At 75.1% G+C, this 14873-nt stretch carries 13 protein-coding genes; 6 read left to right on the top strand and 7 right to left on the bottom strand.

The window, feature by feature from the left end:
- Positions 1–121 precede the first annotated feature (121 nt).
- Both ACFVFR_RS23830 and ACFVFR_RS23825 read left to right on the top strand, forming a co-directional pair.
- Positions 122–1294 (top strand): PLP-dependent cysteine synthase family protein, encoded by a 1173-nt coding sequence (locus ACFVFR_RS23830; protein ID WP_383704970.1) that lies wholly within the window; start codon positions 122–124, stop codon positions 1292–1294.
- Complete coding sequence (locus tag ACFVFR_RS23825) at positions 1291–2553, top strand: MFS transporter (RefSeq protein ID WP_383704967.1); 1263 nt, start codon at positions 1291–1293, stop codon at positions 2551–2553. The genes ACFVFR_RS23830 and ACFVFR_RS23825 overlap by 4 nt, the downstream gene beginning before the upstream one ends.
- A gap of 362 nt (positions 2554–2915) precedes the next feature.
- On the opposite strand, the gene ACFVFR_RS23820 is transcribed toward ACFVFR_RS23825, so the two are convergent.
- The 3 genes from ACFVFR_RS23820 to ACFVFR_RS23810 all read right to left on the bottom strand — a co-directional run bounded on the left by ACFVFR_RS23820 (position 2916) and on the right by ACFVFR_RS23810 (position 5741).
- A complete protein-coding gene (locus ACFVFR_RS23820) occupies positions 2916–4067 on the bottom strand; it encodes a MazG family protein (RefSeq protein ID WP_383704964.1) in 1152 nt (383 codons plus the stop codon).
- Positions 4068–4085: 18 nt separating this feature from the next.
- A complete protein-coding gene (locus ACFVFR_RS23815; RefSeq protein WP_383704962.1) occupies positions 4086–4730 on the bottom strand; it encodes a SurA N-terminal domain-containing protein in 645 nt (214 codons plus the stop codon).
- A gap of 285 nt (positions 4731–5015) precedes the next feature.
- A complete protein-coding gene (locus ACFVFR_RS23810) occupies positions 5016–5741 on the bottom strand; it encodes an HNH endonuclease family protein (protein WP_383704960.1) in 726 nt (241 codons plus the stop codon).
- A 393-nt stretch (positions 5742–6134) separates the two neighbouring features.
- Between ACFVFR_RS23810 and ACFVFR_RS23805 the strand changes: the two genes are divergently transcribed.
- Together ACFVFR_RS23805 and ACFVFR_RS23800 are read left to right on the top strand one after the other, a co-directional pair.
- Positions 6135–7631 carry a DUF2079 domain-containing protein gene (locus ACFVFR_RS23805; protein WP_383704958.1) on the top strand — a complete coding sequence of 499 codons (1497 nt, stop codon included), beginning with the start codon at positions 6135–6137 and terminating at the stop codon, positions 7629–7631.
- A gap of 235 nt (positions 7632–7866) precedes the next feature.
- On the top strand, positions 7867–8289 hold the full coding sequence (locus tag ACFVFR_RS23800; RefSeq protein ID WP_383704956.1) for an acyl-CoA thioesterase: 423 nt from the start codon (positions 7867–7869) through the stop codon (positions 8287–8289).
- A gap of 86 nt (positions 8290–8375) precedes the next feature.
- Here the strand turns inward: ACFVFR_RS23800 and ACFVFR_RS23795 are convergent, their stop codons facing one another.
- Complete coding sequence (locus ACFVFR_RS23795; RefSeq protein WP_383704954.1) at positions 8376–8945, bottom strand: class I SAM-dependent methyltransferase; 570 nt, start codon at positions 8943–8945, stop codon at positions 8376–8378.
- Between the two features lie 439 nt (positions 8946–9384).
- On the opposite strand from ACFVFR_RS23795, the gene ACFVFR_RS23790 reads away from it, so the two are divergent.
- Positions 9385–10521: a helix-turn-helix domain-containing protein gene (locus tag ACFVFR_RS23790; RefSeq protein ID WP_383704951.1), complete on the top strand. Its 1137-nt coding sequence runs from the start codon at positions 9385–9387 to the stop codon at positions 10519–10521.
- A gap of 307 nt (positions 10522–10828) precedes the next feature.
- Here ACFVFR_RS23790 and ACFVFR_RS23785 read toward each other — a convergent pair whose 3' ends face one another.
- From ACFVFR_RS23785 to ACFVFR_RS23775, 3 genes are all read right to left on the bottom strand, one after another.
- Positions 10829–12133, bottom strand: coding sequence for a DUF2786 domain-containing protein (locus tag ACFVFR_RS23785; protein WP_383704949.1), 1305 nt, complete (start codon positions 12131–12133; stop codon positions 10829–10831).
- A 219-nt stretch (positions 12134–12352) separates the two neighbouring features.
- Positions 12353–13630: an Ig-like domain-containing protein gene (locus ACFVFR_RS23780; RefSeq protein ID WP_383704947.1), complete on the bottom strand. Its 1278-nt coding sequence runs from the start codon at positions 13628–13630 to the stop codon at positions 12353–12355.
- A 292-nt stretch (positions 13631–13922) separates the two neighbouring features.
- Positions 13923–14417 carry a hypothetical protein gene (locus tag ACFVFR_RS23775; RefSeq protein WP_383704946.1) on the bottom strand — a complete coding sequence of 165 codons (495 nt, stop codon included), beginning with the start codon at positions 14415–14417 and terminating at the stop codon, positions 13923–13925.
- Positions 14418–14527: 110 nt separating this feature from the next.
- Here ACFVFR_RS23775 and ACFVFR_RS23770 point away from each other — a divergent pair, with 110 nt between their 5' ends.
- On the top strand, positions 14528–14812 hold the full coding sequence (locus ACFVFR_RS23770) for a hypothetical protein (protein WP_383704943.1): 285 nt from the start codon (positions 14528–14530) through the stop codon (positions 14810–14812).
- Positions 14813–14873: the final 61 nt, after the last annotated feature.

Raw genomic sequence — 14873 nt, 5'->3', positions numbered from 1 at the left:
CCCCACCCGGCGTACGCCGGGGCCGGCCGGTGCGCGGGCACGCGCGCCCGTGTCCCCCAACGTGCACCGCTGTCCGCGTGCGGACCTTCGCGCGCGGACAGCGGTGGGAGAGCCGTCATCGATGAACCCCCGTCACCGCTCCGCCGTTCTCGAACCCGTTCCCGCCTCCCCCGCCCAGTTGCTCGCCGCCTCGGCGCGCTCGGCCGCCACCCCGGCGGCCCTGGTCGGCGACACCCCCGTGCTGTGGATCGGCGACCCGTTCGTCGCCGCCGGCCGGGGCTTCTGGGCCAAGCTCGAAGGCCACAACCCCGGTGGCATCAAGGACCGGACCGCCCTGCACATGGTGGCCGCCGCCCGCGAACGCGGCACCCTGCTGCCCGGCGCCCGGATCGTGGAGTCCACCTCCGGCACGCTGGGCCTCGGACTGGCCCTGGCCGGCATCGCCTTCGGGCACCCCGTCTCGGTGGTCACCGATCCCGGTATGGAACCGCAGGTCGCCGGGTTGCTGCGGGCCTACGGCGCCGAGGTCCACACCGTCAGCACGCCCCATCCGCACGGCGGTTGGCAGCAGGCCCGCCGCGACCGGGTGGCCGAACTGCTCGCCGCGCACCCGGACGCGTGGTGCCCGGACCAATACCACAACCCCGACAACGTGGCCGCCTACCGGCCCCTGGCCCACGAACTGGTCGCCCAACTGGGCCGGATCGACACGCTCGTCGTCTCGGTCGGCACCGGCGGCCACTCGGCGGGCGTCGGGCAGGTGCTGCGCTCCTTCTTCCCCGCGCTGCGCGTGGTCGGCGTGGACACCTGCGCCTCCACCATCTTCGGCCAGCCCGCCGGCACCCGGCTGATGCGCGGCCTGGGCTCGTCGATCTACCCGCGCAACGTGGCGTACGAGATGTTCGACGAGGTCCACTGGGTCGCCGCCCCGGAGGCGGTGTGGGCCGCCCGCACCCTGGCCCGCGCGCACTACGCCACCGGCGGCTGGAGCGTGGGCGCCGTCGCGCTGGTCGCCCGGCACCTGGCCCGCACCGGCGCGCCCGAGGACCGGATCGCCGCCGTCTTCCCCGACGGCCCGCACCGCTACGTCTCCACCGTCTTCGACGACGACTACTGCCGCGCCCACCACCTGCTCGGCCACGAACCGGCCGACGCCCCCGACGAGATCGCCCACCCCGACCAGGCGGTCGTCACACGCTGGACCCGCTGCCGCGCCGTCGCCCGCCCGCGCGCCGCGCTCGCCACCGCGCCCGACCCCCGCCCCACGACCGGCACCCCCGAGGCGACGCGATGAGGCACGTGCTCGCCCAGACCCGCTCGTTCAGCCCGGCCGCCCGCCTGTTGATGGTCAACCAGTTCGCCATCAACCTGGGCTTCTACATGCTCATGCCCTACCTGGCCACCCATCTGTCCGGGGACCTGGGCCTGACCGCGTGGACCGTCGGCCTCGTGCTGGGCGTACGCAACCTCTCCCAGCAGGGCATGTTCCTGATCGGCGGCACGCTCGCCGACCGCTTCGGCTACAAGGCCCCGATCCTGGCCGGCTGTCTGCTGCGGACCGGCGGCTTCGCGCTGCTGGGATGGGTCGACAGCCTGCCCGCCCTGGTCGCCGCGTCGGCGGCGACCGGGTTCGCCGGCGCGCTGTTCAACCCGGCGGTACGCGCCTACCTCGCCGCCGAGGCGGGCGAGCGGCGCGTGGACGCCTTCGCCACGTTCAACGTCTACTACCAGGCGGGCATGCTGCTGGGCCCGGTCGTCGGGCTCGCGTTGCTGGCCGCCGACTTCCGGCTCGTGTGCACGGTGGCCGCCGCGATCTTCGCCGCCCTGAGCGTGCTCCAGGCCCGCGCCCTGCCCGCCCGGCACGACGCCGGGGCGCGCCCGGCGGCCCGTGGCACCGCCGGCCCCTCGGTGTGGGGGCAGTGGCGGCAGGTCGTGGCCAACCGGCCGTTCCTGTTGTTCTCGGCGGCCATGATCGGCTCGTACGTGCTGACCTTCCAGGTCTATCTGGTGCTGCCGTTGGCCGCCGACTCCGCGCTGGGCGCGGACGGGGCCCGGGTGACCAGCGGGCTGTTCGTGGTCTCGGCCGCGGTGGCGGTCGCCGGCCAGCTGCGCCTGACGTGCTGGGCCAAGCGGCGCCTCACGCCCCACCGGGCGCTGGTGCTCGGCCTGGCCGCGATGGGCGCCGCGTTCGTGCCGCTGGTCCTGGTCCCCGCCGGGTCGGGGGCCGGGGCACTGGTGGCGCTGGTGGTCACGGTCGCGGTGCTCGCCGCCGCCGGCGCCGTCGTCTACCCCTTCGAGATGGACACCGTCGTGGCCCTGTCCGGCAACCGGCTGGTCGCCACCCACTACGGCCTCTACCACACCGTCTCCGGGCTCGGCATCACCCTGGGCAACCTGGCCCTGGGCGCCCTGTGGGACACCACCCACGCCGACGCCCCCTGGGCGGTGTGGGTGGCGCTCGCGCTCACCGGGGCGGGTTGCGCGGCGGCGGTCGCCGCGCTCGCCCGCACCGGACATCTGACCACCCCCGCCGTGCGCCCCGCCACGGCCTGACCCGTTCGCGGGCCCCGGCGCCGGCCCTCCCGGGCCGGCCACCGGGGCCCGCACCCCGACCCCCGCCGAACGACACGCACCCCCGGCACACCCTTCGGCTCGACCCCGCCGAGCGGCCGGCCCGACCCGCTGGCCGCCAGCCGCGACCGGCCGGCCGACCTGGCCCGATCCGGACCCCGACCCCCCGCCCAGCCCCAGCCCTGGCCCTGGCCCCGGTCCCGACCCCCGGCCCCGTCGGCGGTCAGCCGCACCGCCGCCGAGCGGCCAGGCCCCTGGCCAGGGCCCGAGCACGCGTCAGCCCCCGTGGGACGTCAGCCCTCACCGGGCGTCAGGCCCCGTAAGGCACCCACCCCCGCCGGGCATCAGCCCTCGTCGGCCTCCGCATCCGCGTCGGCCGCGTCCGCCGCTTCAGTCGGTCCGGCCGGGCCTCCGGCAGCCGCCTCCGCCGCGCGGATCGCGTCCCGGTAGGTACGCGCGGCGGCGCGCAGCGCCGTCTCCGGGTCGATGCCCTCCGCCTCGGCGCCGGCCGCGAGCTCCAGCAGGGCGTAACCGACACCGGGGCCCTCCGGCAGCGCGGAGACACCCGCCATGCGGGCCCGCGAGGCGAGCTTGGCGGCCAGCGCCAGCGCGGGCTGGCCCAGCGGAACGCCCTCGGTCACCGACGCCCGCCGCTTCTCGATCGCCTTCGTCCGCAGCCAGTGCGCCTTGACGTCGTCGGGCGTGAGCGCGACCGCGTCGCCGAAGACGTGCGGGTGACGGTGGACGAGCTTGTCGACGATGGTGGCGGCGACGTCGTCGATGCCGAACGGCTCCGCCGCGTCCTCCTGCGCGATGCGCGCGTGGAAGACGACCTGGAGCAGGACGTCCCCCAGTTCCTCGCGCAGCTCCTCTCGGTCCCCCGCCTCGATGGCCTCGACCAGCTCGTACGCCTCCTCGATGCCGTACTTGGCCAGGTCCTGGTGCGTACGCTCGCGGCTCCACGGGCACGCGAGCCGGATCTGGTCCATCACCTGCACCAGGTCCAGCAGTCGGGCCCCGGGCAGGTCGTACGAGCCGGGCAGCAGCTCCAGGTCCGGCACGGCCGCGCGGCCCGAACCGGCCAGGGCCGCGAGATCGTTGGTGAGGGCCGACTCGCCGTCGGCCGAGGTCAGCACGACCACGTACCGCCCGCCCCGCGCGTCGTCGCCCGGCTCGGCGGCGGTCGCCGCTGGCGCGGGCGCTGCGGGGGCGGGCGGGCTGTGCGGGTCGGGGGCGGTGTCGGCCGCGTCGACGACGCAGTAGGCCACCAGGTCGCGGGCGGTGGGCTCGGCGATCTCGACGCGCACCCCCGCGTCCCGCAGATACGGGAGTTGGGGGTGGTTCGCGTCGGCGCACAGCACCCGGTCCGCCGCGCGCAGCGCCTGCCACGCGGGCCAGGACAGCAGCCCCGGGGCGACCCGGTGCGTGGTGGTGAGCAGGACGAGCCGGCCGGTGCCGGGGGCGGCCTGGGCGGCCGACGTTCGAGGAGCGTTCACCCCTCGAACGTAACCCACCTACACCGGGCGTTTCGCCGGCTCCGGCATCTTGATCCACGGCTCCTGGACCAGCACGGCCGTGCCCTGCTGACCGTCCCAGGCGCCGTAGCGCGGGTTCACGTCGATGTCCAGCCGCTTGGAGGTGGCCTGCAACTCGGTCACGGCCGGGCCCTCGCCGAGCTGTCGGACCAGCTTGTTCCGCAACAGGTCGACGCGCACGGTGTCCGCGATGCGCTGCGGGGCGATGCCCTGCTGGACGAGGGCCGCGCGCAGGGCCTTGGCGCCGCCGGACTGGCTCTCGGCCAGCTTGATCTCCTGCCGCACCTCGCGCCGCGTGACGGTGATGCCCTGGTCCTTCGCGGCACGCTCGACGACCCGGGTGTGGATCATCCGGATCAGCGTGTCCCGGCTGAGCCGCCCCGAGCCCTTGATCAGCTGCTCGGCCTGCGGCGAGGCGCGCTGGGCGTCGCGTACGTCCCGCACCTGCGCCTGGAGCTGCGAGACGGTGATCCGGTCGCCGTCGATCACGGCTGCGGCCCCCGGGTGCGCGTCGCTGCCGCAGCCCGTGAGCAGCGGCGTCGCGCCGAGCACCGCCGCGGTGGACACGGCGAGCGCGGCCCTGCGGCTCTTGACGGTCCTGCGGCTTCGAAGGGAACGCAGCATGGAGCCTCCCGGCACGGTTCATGACCTACACGACCCCGGCGAGGAGCGGTCCGGCCCCCTCCAGGGCGTGCGCACTGACCTAGCGTTGATCGATGGTAAGGAGTCGAAGCGGCGGTAGCCACTGGTTCGACCAACGATTCGTGTCGGGTCGGGATGCGCGACCGGACGTACGGGCGAATTCACGGACGGATCGCCACCGGGAGCGGGCCCACCCCGCCACCGCCGCCCCCGCCGCCTCACCGCCCCCGGCCGGCGCGCGGCCCGAGCTCTCCGGGCCCCGAGCTCTCAGCGGCCCGGCGTCTCGGTGGGGGCGTCGCCGACGAGGGGCAGCGCCGTCCTCGGGCAGCCGCGCAGCACCGTGGCCATCGCCTCCTTCTCGGCGCGGGTGACCCACACCCCGTACTTCCTCTTCACCGCCACCTGCCGCGCCACGTACGGGCAGCGGTAGGCGGTGTTGCCCGGCAGCCAGGTCGCGGCGTCGCCGTCGCTCTTGCGGCGGTTGGCCGACGCCTCGACCGCGATGAGGTTCAGCGGGTCGTTGGCGAAGGCGACCCGCTTGCCCCGGGGCCACCCCCGGGCACCCTTCTGCCAGGCGTCCGACAGCGCCACCACGTGGTCGATGTCCACCTTGCTGCGGCCCCGCCGGTAGGTGACGTCCCGCCCGGTGTACGGGTCGCCGACCAGAGTGCCGGAGACCACGACGCACTTGCCGTCGCGGAACCTGACGTCCTTCAGGTCGCGCCCCAGGATGTCGTCGCGGGTGCCGCAGCCGTTGCGGTCGGTGTCGATCCACGCCCGGCCGAACTCGCCGCGCTCGTAGCCGGTTCTGGGCGCGCGGCCCTTGACCGTCAGCCCGTCCAGCGCCGTACGCGCCGCGCCGGCGGACGCGGTGGGCCCGCCGCCCGGCGCCTTGTCCGAGCCGTCCCCGTCCCCGTCGGGGGAACAGCCGGTGAGGGCGAGGAGCGCGGCGAGGGCCACGGCGGGCGGGGCGGTGCGGCGGGCGCGTATCACGGGGTGTTCGTCCGTTCGTCGGGCGCGCGGCCCGGGTGGACGGGCGCGCGGAGAGAGAGGTGCCGTGCGGCGGCATCACCGTACGGGCCGACGCGGGCGCGGACGCCGGACCCGTCGCGATCGGCGCGGCCGGCGGCCACGGTGCCCGTTCTCCCCCGCCATCTCCCCTCTTTTCCGCCCGCTCCCCCTCCCCTTCTCCCCCTGGTTCCGCCCCCTGCTGGGGGCGGGTCCGATTCGCGTATCTTTGCGGCGGGGGTGGGTGGTCGTCGCCGCGCGTACCGTCGCCGCGGGGCGTTCTCGCGGGGCACGGCGCACGGCGGCGCACGACACCGCGCGGCCCTCCCCCGCCCGGCCTCGCGCCGCCACCGCCGCCCGCACCCAAAGGACCGCACCATGGACTCGGCTCATCCCGTCGCCGCCTCAGCCGGGGCCGCCGAGCCCGCCGACCCCGCCACCGCCACCGGCGGCGAGCCGCCGGCGCGGGAGCGGCCTCCGTGGAAGCGGCGGCTGCGCGAGGCGCGGTACGACCCGTACTGGCTGGCCGCGGCGCTGTTCGTGGCGTACGCGACGCTGTCCGTCACCCGCTACCGCCGCTTCGCCTCCATGTCCTGGGACCTGGGCATATTCGAGCAGGCGATACGCGGCTACGCCCATCTCCAGGCGCCCATCGTGGACCTCAAGGGGCCGGGCACCAACGTCCTGGGCGACCACTTCAGCCCCGTCACCGCGCTGCTCGCGCCGTTCTACCGGATCTTCCCCAGCCCGGTGACGCTGCTGGTGGCGCAGGCCGTGCTGTTCGCGATCTCGGCCGTGCCGGTCACCCGGGTCGCGGCGCGGCTGCTGGGCCGGCGCCGGGGGCTGGCCGTCGGCATCGCGTACGGCCTGTCCTGGGGCGTCCAGCGGGCCGTGGACTTCGACTTCCACGAGATCTGCTTCGCCGTCCCGCTGATCGCCTTCGCGCTGGAGGCGCTGCTGCGCGAACGCTGGGTCGCGACGGCCTGCTGGGCGGCGCCGCTGGTCCTGGTCAAAGAGGACCTGGGCGTCACGGTCGCGGCGATCGGCGTGGTGCTGTTCTGGCGCGGGCGCCACACGCACGGCCGGGTGTCGCCGCTGGCTCTCGGTCTGATCGGCTTCGGCGTGCTGGCCTCGGCGTTCGCGCTGGGCGTGGCCATCCCGGAGTTCAACACCAGTGGCTCGTACGACTACTGGAACAAGATCGACGCCGAGGGCGGTGGCCCGGCGCCCACCATTCCGCTGGAGACGGCACTGCGCACGCTGGCCTGGGTGCTGCTGCCGACCACCGGACTGCTGGCGCTGCGCTCCCCGTTGCTGATCGTGGCGCTGCCGACGCTGGGGTGGCGCTTCGTCTCACACGAGGAGCACTACTGGGGCACCGACTGGCACTACAGCGCGGTGCTGATGCCCGTGGTCTTCCTCGCCCTGGTGGACGCCGTCTCCCGCGCGCGCGACAGCTCCCGCCCGTGGCTTCGCTCGTACGCCGAGCAGGCGCCGGCCGCGGTCGCCGCCGCCGCGCTCGCGCTGAGCACGGCACTACCGGTGGCCGGGCTCACCGAACCCGACACCTACCGCAAGCCGGCCGCGGTCCACGAGGCCGAACGGCTGCTGGACCGCATCCCCGACGACGCGACGGTCGAGGCCAACATAGGGCCGATCAGCCGCCTCACCCAGCGGTGCCGGGTGCTGTGGATCGGCGACACGCGGGGCCTGCTACCGGACTACATCGCCCTGCACGAGCAGCAGGGCCGCACCCCCGACCAACTCGTCGAGTACGCCCACCAGCTCCACCCCACCGCCCACTACACGCACCTCGGCAGCGCCGGCGGCGTCGAACTCCTGGCCCGCGTCGGCGGCCGGGGCGCCATCGGCTAGCGGGCCGCCGGCGCCGGCCGGGCGCCGTGCCGACAGCCGGCGCCGGGGTCGGCCGAGGGGTCGGCGGCCCCGGTGACGGCCCGCGGGACTGGCCGCGTTGTGTGCGGGACCACATCGCGCGGCGTTTGCCTCGGGGGCCCGCACCGGCGATAGTCACGAGTGGTCAACAGATCATCCAGGTCCGGCACATCGGTCACACCGACCCGGCGGACCGATGACGGAACGAGGGGTTCCCGTGGCGCAGCCGATCACCGTGCCGGTCACCGTACGTGGCTATGAGACGGACTCGCAGGGACACCTCAACATGAGCGTGTACATCCAGTACGCCGAGCACGCGCGCTGGGCCCTGTTCCAGGCGGCGGGCATCTCGCAGCAGGCGCTGCTGACGGCGGGCATCGGGCCGGTCAACCTGGAGACCACCATCAAGTACCTGCGCGAGCTGCGCGCGGGCGACGAGGTCGAGGTGAGCTGCGCGATCGTGTGGGGCGAGCGCAAGACGTTCCATATCGAGCAGACCATCACCAAGCGGGACGGTACGGTCGCAGCCCAGCTCGACAGCGTGGCCGGGATGCTCGACCTGAAGGAGCGCCGCATGGTCGCCGACCCGCGCGGCACCCTGCGTGACCTGGGCGCGGACCTGAAGCTCCTCGGCCTCTGAGCCGGGCGGGCCGGCACGGCGGGTGCCGTGCGGCAGGCGCCGCCGGCCCGGCCCCGGCGACCGGGACCCGGCGTGTCCGGCACCGCTCACCAGGCGCGGAAGCGGAAGTTCCCCTCACCCACGGCCACGTCGACGTCCGTGAAGCCGGCCTCCCGCAGCCGGGCGGCCAGCGTCTCGGGCGGCACCGGCACACACGTGTCGCCGATGTGCAGGGCCCGAAAGCCCCAGCTGGTCAGCGCGTCGCAGCCCGCGAACACGCCGCCGGGCCGCAGCACCCGACGGGCCTCGGCGAACACCCGGTCCTGGAGCGCGGGCGTGGGCACGTGGTGCAGCATCGTGAAGCAGGTGACGGAGGAGTAGCGGCCCCCGGGCAGCGGCATGGCCGCGCCGTCGCCGTGGACGACCTCCACGGACTCGGCCCGGTCGGCGTACCGCGCGCGCAGCCTGCGCGCGGAGTCCCCGTCCACCTCCACCACGCTCAGCCTGGGCACCTTGCGGACCAGCACCCGCGTCGTGGCCCCGTACCCGGGGCCGATCTCCAGCGCGTCCTCCCCCAGTTCCACGTCCTCCAGCGCCCAGGGCAGCAACCGCTGCTCCACCGAGCGGGCCCATCGGTCGGAGTTGCACAGCCAGCGGTGTAGGAGATTCATCGGCATGCCGCGATGCTAGGAAGCCCGCGCTACTGGCCGCTACGCACTGGAGTGCCAACGGATGTCGCGAGACGGACAGCCCCCCACCCCGCCCGCCACCTCCGGAACGGAACGCCCCGCTTTGCCCCAACAAGCCTCTGCGGTAACGGACTTGACGTCACCCGAGCTGGGCCGGCGGGACGCGGGTCGATCGGACGGGCGGCGACCGGACGCGGGTCCGCCGGAGGCGGGCTCGCCGGACGCGGACCGCTTGGACGCGGGTCGGCGGGGCGGGCGGCGACCCGCTGCGGGGCACGTCGGGCTGGTTCGGGCCGCCCTGGGGCGGCCGGGCGCGGCCCAACCCGCCGGGGATCCGGCCCAACCCGCCGGGGATCGCCCCGACTTCACGTACGCGAACGCCGGACGACCCGGCGCGCTGGGCCACCCTCCGGATGAGCCAGGCCAGGTGGAGCCGATCACGGCGGAGCCCGCCCCCGGCCAACTCGCCTCGGGGCACCCTGACTCAGCGGAGCTCACCCCGGGCCAACCCACTCCGAAGCCGCCCGCCCCCGGCCGACCCACCCCGGGCCAACCCGCTCCGGAGGAGCCCATACCAGGCCAACCCCTCCCGCGGCAGCCCGGCTCGGCGGAGCCCAGGTCAGGCCAACCCGGCGGGGAGGTCGCCGGCTCGGCGGAGCTCGCCCCGGAGGAGCCCGCCGCGGGGCCGTGGCTCGGGCCGGCGGCCGTGCGGTCCTTCGCGGGGCCGTTCGGGTCGTCGGCCGAGCCGCCGTCGGGGCGGCCGGTCGGCCCGTGGGCCGGCGAGCTGGTGCCCGACCTCACGCCGGAGCAGTGGCCGCGGGAGGCGTTGGCCGTCGGCAGTTTCACGCTGACGGGCGGCGAGTGGTTCGGCCGGCACCGGCACACGGCCCACCAACTGGCCTGGGCCAGGGAGGGCGTCCTCGCGGTACGCGCCCTGGGGAGCACCTGGATACTGCCGCCCTCGATGGCGCTGTGGCTGCCGGCCGGCCTCGTCCACGACACCGGCGCGACCAGCCCCGCCGCACTGCTCCGCAGCCTGTACTTCAACCCGGCGCAGTGCCCGGTCAACTGGACCGCGCCCACCGTGGTCGCGGTCTCCGCGCTGCTGCGCGAGCTGATCGGCGCGCTCGCGGACGGCTCGCTGGGCGCGGGGCCGCGCCGGCGCGCGGAGGCCGTGGTCTTCGACCAGTTGCGGCCGGTCTCGGTGGCGACCGTGCTGGCGCCCGTGCCCCGCGACCCGCGCGCCCGCGAGGTGGCCGAAGCGCTCCGCGCCCACCCGGCCGACGCGCGCGCCCTCGCCGACTGGGGCACGGCCGTCGGCGCGTCCGCGCGGACCCTGGCCCGCGCGTTCGTCGCCGACACGGGCCTGTCCTTCGGCCAGTGGCGCACCCGGCTACGGCTCCAGGCGGCCATGCCGCTGCTGGCCTCGGGCGCGCCGGTGTCCGCCGCGGCCCGGCGGGTCGGGTACGCGTCCACGAGCGCCTTCGTCGCCGCCTTCCGCCGCGTGGTGGGCGTCCCACCCCGTACCTACTTCGCTCCCGCGACCCCACCCATCAGCCCGTAGACCGACCCGCCCACACGAGGACGGCCCCAGGCCGGGCCGACCGCCCACCCGCCACGGCCCAGGCCGCCCCACCACAGTTCAGGCGCACCCGCTTCCGCACTCCAGACCGCCCCACCACGGCGGGACCCACACGCCCCAGGCGCCGAACGCCTCACGATCAAGCGACCCCCTCAGCGCCCCGGGGCCGCCCCACCACGGCGGGCCCCACCACAGCTCAGCCCCCACAGCCCAGGCCGCCGCGCCGCAGCGGGCCCCACGGCGGGGTCTCACGACGAAGCCCCGCCACGCCGTCCCCGCTCAGCTCGCCTCAGCGCAGCCTGGCCTCGTCGGCCGCCGCCAGGCCCGACGCCCAGCCGTGGGCGTCGCGGCCCCGCAGGCGGTGCGCGACGGTGCGCGGGAACATCCGCTCGGCGGTCTCGCCCACGCTCACGTCGCGGGCCGCGAGCACCGGCAGCGGGTCCGCCGCGCTGGTCCGGGCGGCCTCGTCGGTGGCCTCCCGCTCGGCCAGCCGCGCCGCCGTGGCCAGCCGTTCCCGGACCCGCCCGGCGTAGGCGATCAGGAACGACTCGCGGAAGTCACGGGTACGCCGCGCGCGGCCCCCGGCGTGATGGCGGTCGCCCGCCCGGTGCATCGCGGTCGTGCCCTGGACGAGCAGCGAGGTGTGCAGCAGCTCGACGAGTTCCAGGTCCGCGGCGTACCCGACGACGGTGGAGAAGGCGAACTCGGCCGACCACACGGCGTGACAGCGGTTGGCCTCGGCGACCGCGTCCAGCAGCAGCGCCTTGGCCGACTCGTACGGGCCCTCCACGCCGATCCGGCACGCCCGTGGGCCGTCCGGCGCGGCACCGGGCCCGCCGGGACCGGCCGGGTCGCCGGCCGCGAGCAGCGCCTCGTCGATGCTGTGCCGGGCCATGAGCTGCTGGGCCTTGGCCGACAGCGCCTCGGCCTCCTCGGGGAACTCCGTCGACTCGGCCTTGGCCAGCAGCGCCCGCACCCGCTCCAGGAACCGTGGGTCGACGCGCCGGCCGGGACCGGGGTGCGTGGCCCGGTCGGCGGCGCCCGCCGCGCGGGGCCCACCGCCCGGGCCGGCGTGGGGGCCGGGCGGTGGGCCGACCGGCGGCAGCGGCGGCAACCGGCCGACGAACCGCAACGCGTCCAGGGCGCAGCGCGCCGCCTCGAAGCGGCCGACCCGCTCCCGCTGCGCGTGGGCCTCCAGATAGCCGGCGGCGCCGCCCTGCCACCACACCCGGGCCTGGAGGGCGGCCAGTTGGGCGCTCCAGCGCTCGGGCAGTTCGGCCGGTGGACGGCGGCGGGCGTCGTCGGCGATCAGGTCGAGGGTCAACCGCACGCGGTCGGCGGGGCGTTCGCGCCGTGCGAGTCGGACCAGGTCAGCGGGGTCCCAGCCGCTGGCCCAGCGCTGGGCCAGCATCGCGCGCGCGGCGCGCAGCAGGGCGCGACTGGTCGCCGGCCAGCCGCCGGGCGCGGCGGCCAGCGCGGACGCGCCGGCGTCCAGCGCCAGGTCCACGGCCTCCTCGCCGGCGCCCGCCGGCACGCCGAGCGTCTCCCGCAGCACCCGTTCCACCAGCGCGCCCGTATCCGCCCGCTCCCGCATCACACCGCCTCCTGTCCGCGCGTACCGATCCGCCCCACAGCCCGCCCGTACGCCCCCGGCCTGCCCCCGGCCGCCACCCCCGACACGACGTCCGCCGGGCGGTGGTCGACGGGTGGCCGACCACCGCCCGGCGGCGGGGAAGGGGTCCGGGCGGGTGGCCCGGGGTGGGTCAGCGCGGTAGCGCGTGGCCCGGGGTGGGGTGCACGGGGCGGGACGGGATCAGACGGCGCTGCCGGCGACCCACTCGTTCCAGTCCATGTTCCAGCCGTTGAGCCCGTTGTCCGGCTTGATGGTCGCGTCCGGCGAGTTCTTCATCACGACGACGTCGCCGATGATGGTCTGCTCGTAGAACCAGGCGCCGTCCTGCGAGGCGTCGCCCGCGCCCTTGGCGTCGTTCAGGCCGATGCAGCCGTGGCTGGTGTTGGCGGCACCGAAGATCGAGTCGGCGCCCCAGTAGTTGCCGTGGATGAAGGTGCCCGAGGTGGACAGGCGCATCGCGTGCGGCACGTCCTTGATGTCGTACTCGCCCTTGCCGTCGTCGTCGGTGAAGCCGACGGTGGCGCCGTTCATCCGGGTCTCCTTGAACTTCTCGGAGATCACCATCTGCCCGTTGTACGTCGGGTTGGCCTTGCTGCCCGCGGAGATCGGGATGTCCTTGATCTGCTTGCCGTCGCGGACCACGGTCATCCGGTGGGTCTTCGCGTCGACGGTGGCGACCTGCGAGCGGCCGATCGTGAAGTTGACGGTCTTGTCCTGGACGCCCTTGACGCCGTTGGACGCCTCGACGCCGTCGAGCTTCATCTTCATCGTCACCTGCGACCCGGCCTTCCAGTACTCCTTGGGCCGGAAGTCGAGGCGGTTGGCGCTGAACCAGTGGCCGACGATCTCCTGACCGCCGGTGCTCGTGACGTCGATCGCGGACTGGACGTCCTTGCGGTTGGTCACGGGCTTGTCGAAGTTGATCGACACGGGCATTCCGACGCCGACGGTGGAGCCGTCCTCGGGCGTGAAGTTGCCGATGAAGCTGTTGCTGGGGGAGACGGTCGTGAAGGACGTGTTCTCCGTCGCCTTGCGGCCCTCGGAGTCCTTCGCGGTCGCCTTGATCTTGTAGACGGCGGAGCGCTCAAGCTGTCCGCTGGGCTTCCAGGAGGTGCCGTCGGGGGATATCACGCCCGGAACGGCGGTGCCCGTCGCGTTGGTCATGGTGACCTCGGAGAGCTTGCCGCCACTGACCGTGACCTTGGCGTCACTGTTGATGCCGGCGTTGGTGGCGCCGTCCTTGGGTGTGATCTTGATGTGCGCGTCGGACGCGTCCTCGGCCGCCGCCGCGTCCACCTGGGACTGCGACTTGCCGGACTTCTCCTTGTCGCTCCCGCCGTCGCCGTCGCCACCGCCGTCCCCGCCACAGGCGGAGAGGGTCAGTACGCCGCCGAGCAGAGCAGCCACGGCCACCAGGCCCTTGCGCCGCTTGCCGTCCGTCATCACACGCTTCTCCATTGCTGCTGAACCCCGTCAATCCCCGAGCCGGCCGTCGGGCAGACACACGCACCGGCCACTGCATAGGAACGCATGCACCTTTTGGGCCGTTCCACTCCCAGTGAAACTGTGGGCAAGGCCACTCACCAAAAGACCCCGGTCAGACCATATGCCTGACCGGGGCTCCGGTGATACGGATCAGCCTCCGCGGGCCCCTTCCCGCGGCGGTTTCGTTATCCTCCCGCCCCCACGCCACGGGCCGCCACCACGCGTCGCCCGGTGGCCCGACCCCGCCCCCCGCCCGTGCCGCGCCTCACGTCTGGCGGTAGCCGCCGCCGGCCCAGCCGCCGGCCGGGTCGTAGGTGGCGTCGGGGTCGTCGGCGGCCGGGTCGATACGCCCGCCGAGACCCACGTCGTGAGCTGCCGCGCGGTCCTCGTCGAGCGCCCCCGCCACGTCGCCCGCGCCCCCGTGGCCCAGCACGTCGTCGTCCAGCGGGTCCTCGTCGTCGTCCAGGCCCCACACCTCCGCGTCCGGGTCGTAGTCGACGGGCTCGCTGCTCCAGGACGCCTGGGCGAGTTCGAGCCCCGGCACCTCCTTGACCAGGTCGTTGGGGTCGATGAGGTAGGCCAGCGCCTCGGCGCTGTCGTCGCGGACGGCGAGGCGCGCGTGCTCGCGCTCCTCCTCGGGCATGAACGCGTCGCCGTCGATCTGCTCCCGGGCGGCGACGGCCAGTTGTTCGGTGTCGGTGATGTCGAGTACGAGCTCCACGCGAAGCCGTACGAACGTGGATGTTTCCGGAGTGCTCATGTTCCGGAGCGTAAGCGGCCCGCGCCCGGCCTTCCGCGCGACCCGCAGCGGTCACTACCATCGGCCGATACAGGGCCAATTGGCCGCCAGTACAAGGGGGATCTCTGACCGTGAGCGCCGCACGCCGACCACTGCTGACCGCCGCTGCCGCGGGCGCGTTGCTGTGTGCTCTGTGGTTCGTGCCCTCCGCCAACGCCTCCGGGGACGAGCCCGCCATCCGGCAGTCCCCCGCGCGGTCCGCCTCCGTCCCGGGCCCGCGCGCCCCCGCGCAGGAGGTGCGGCTGGCCGACTCCGGCGGCGTGGACACCACTCCGTACGTGGTGGGCGGCGCCGGCTTCCTGGGCCTCGGCGCGACGATGGTCGCCGTCTCGCTGCGCCGCTCCCGCCCCCTCTGAGCGACCCGGGCGCCGGCCGAGCGGGCCGGACCGCCCCGGACACCGGGCGACGGCGGGCGCC

The sequence above is a fragment of the Streptomyces sp. NPDC057702 genome (assembly GCF_042799315.1).
Lineage (GTDB): Bacteria > Actinomycetota > Actinomycetes > Streptomycetales > Streptomycetaceae > Streptomyces.
The sequence above is the reverse complement of the archived record's forward strand: the minus strand, read 5'-3'. Positions and strand labels throughout refer to the sequence as shown.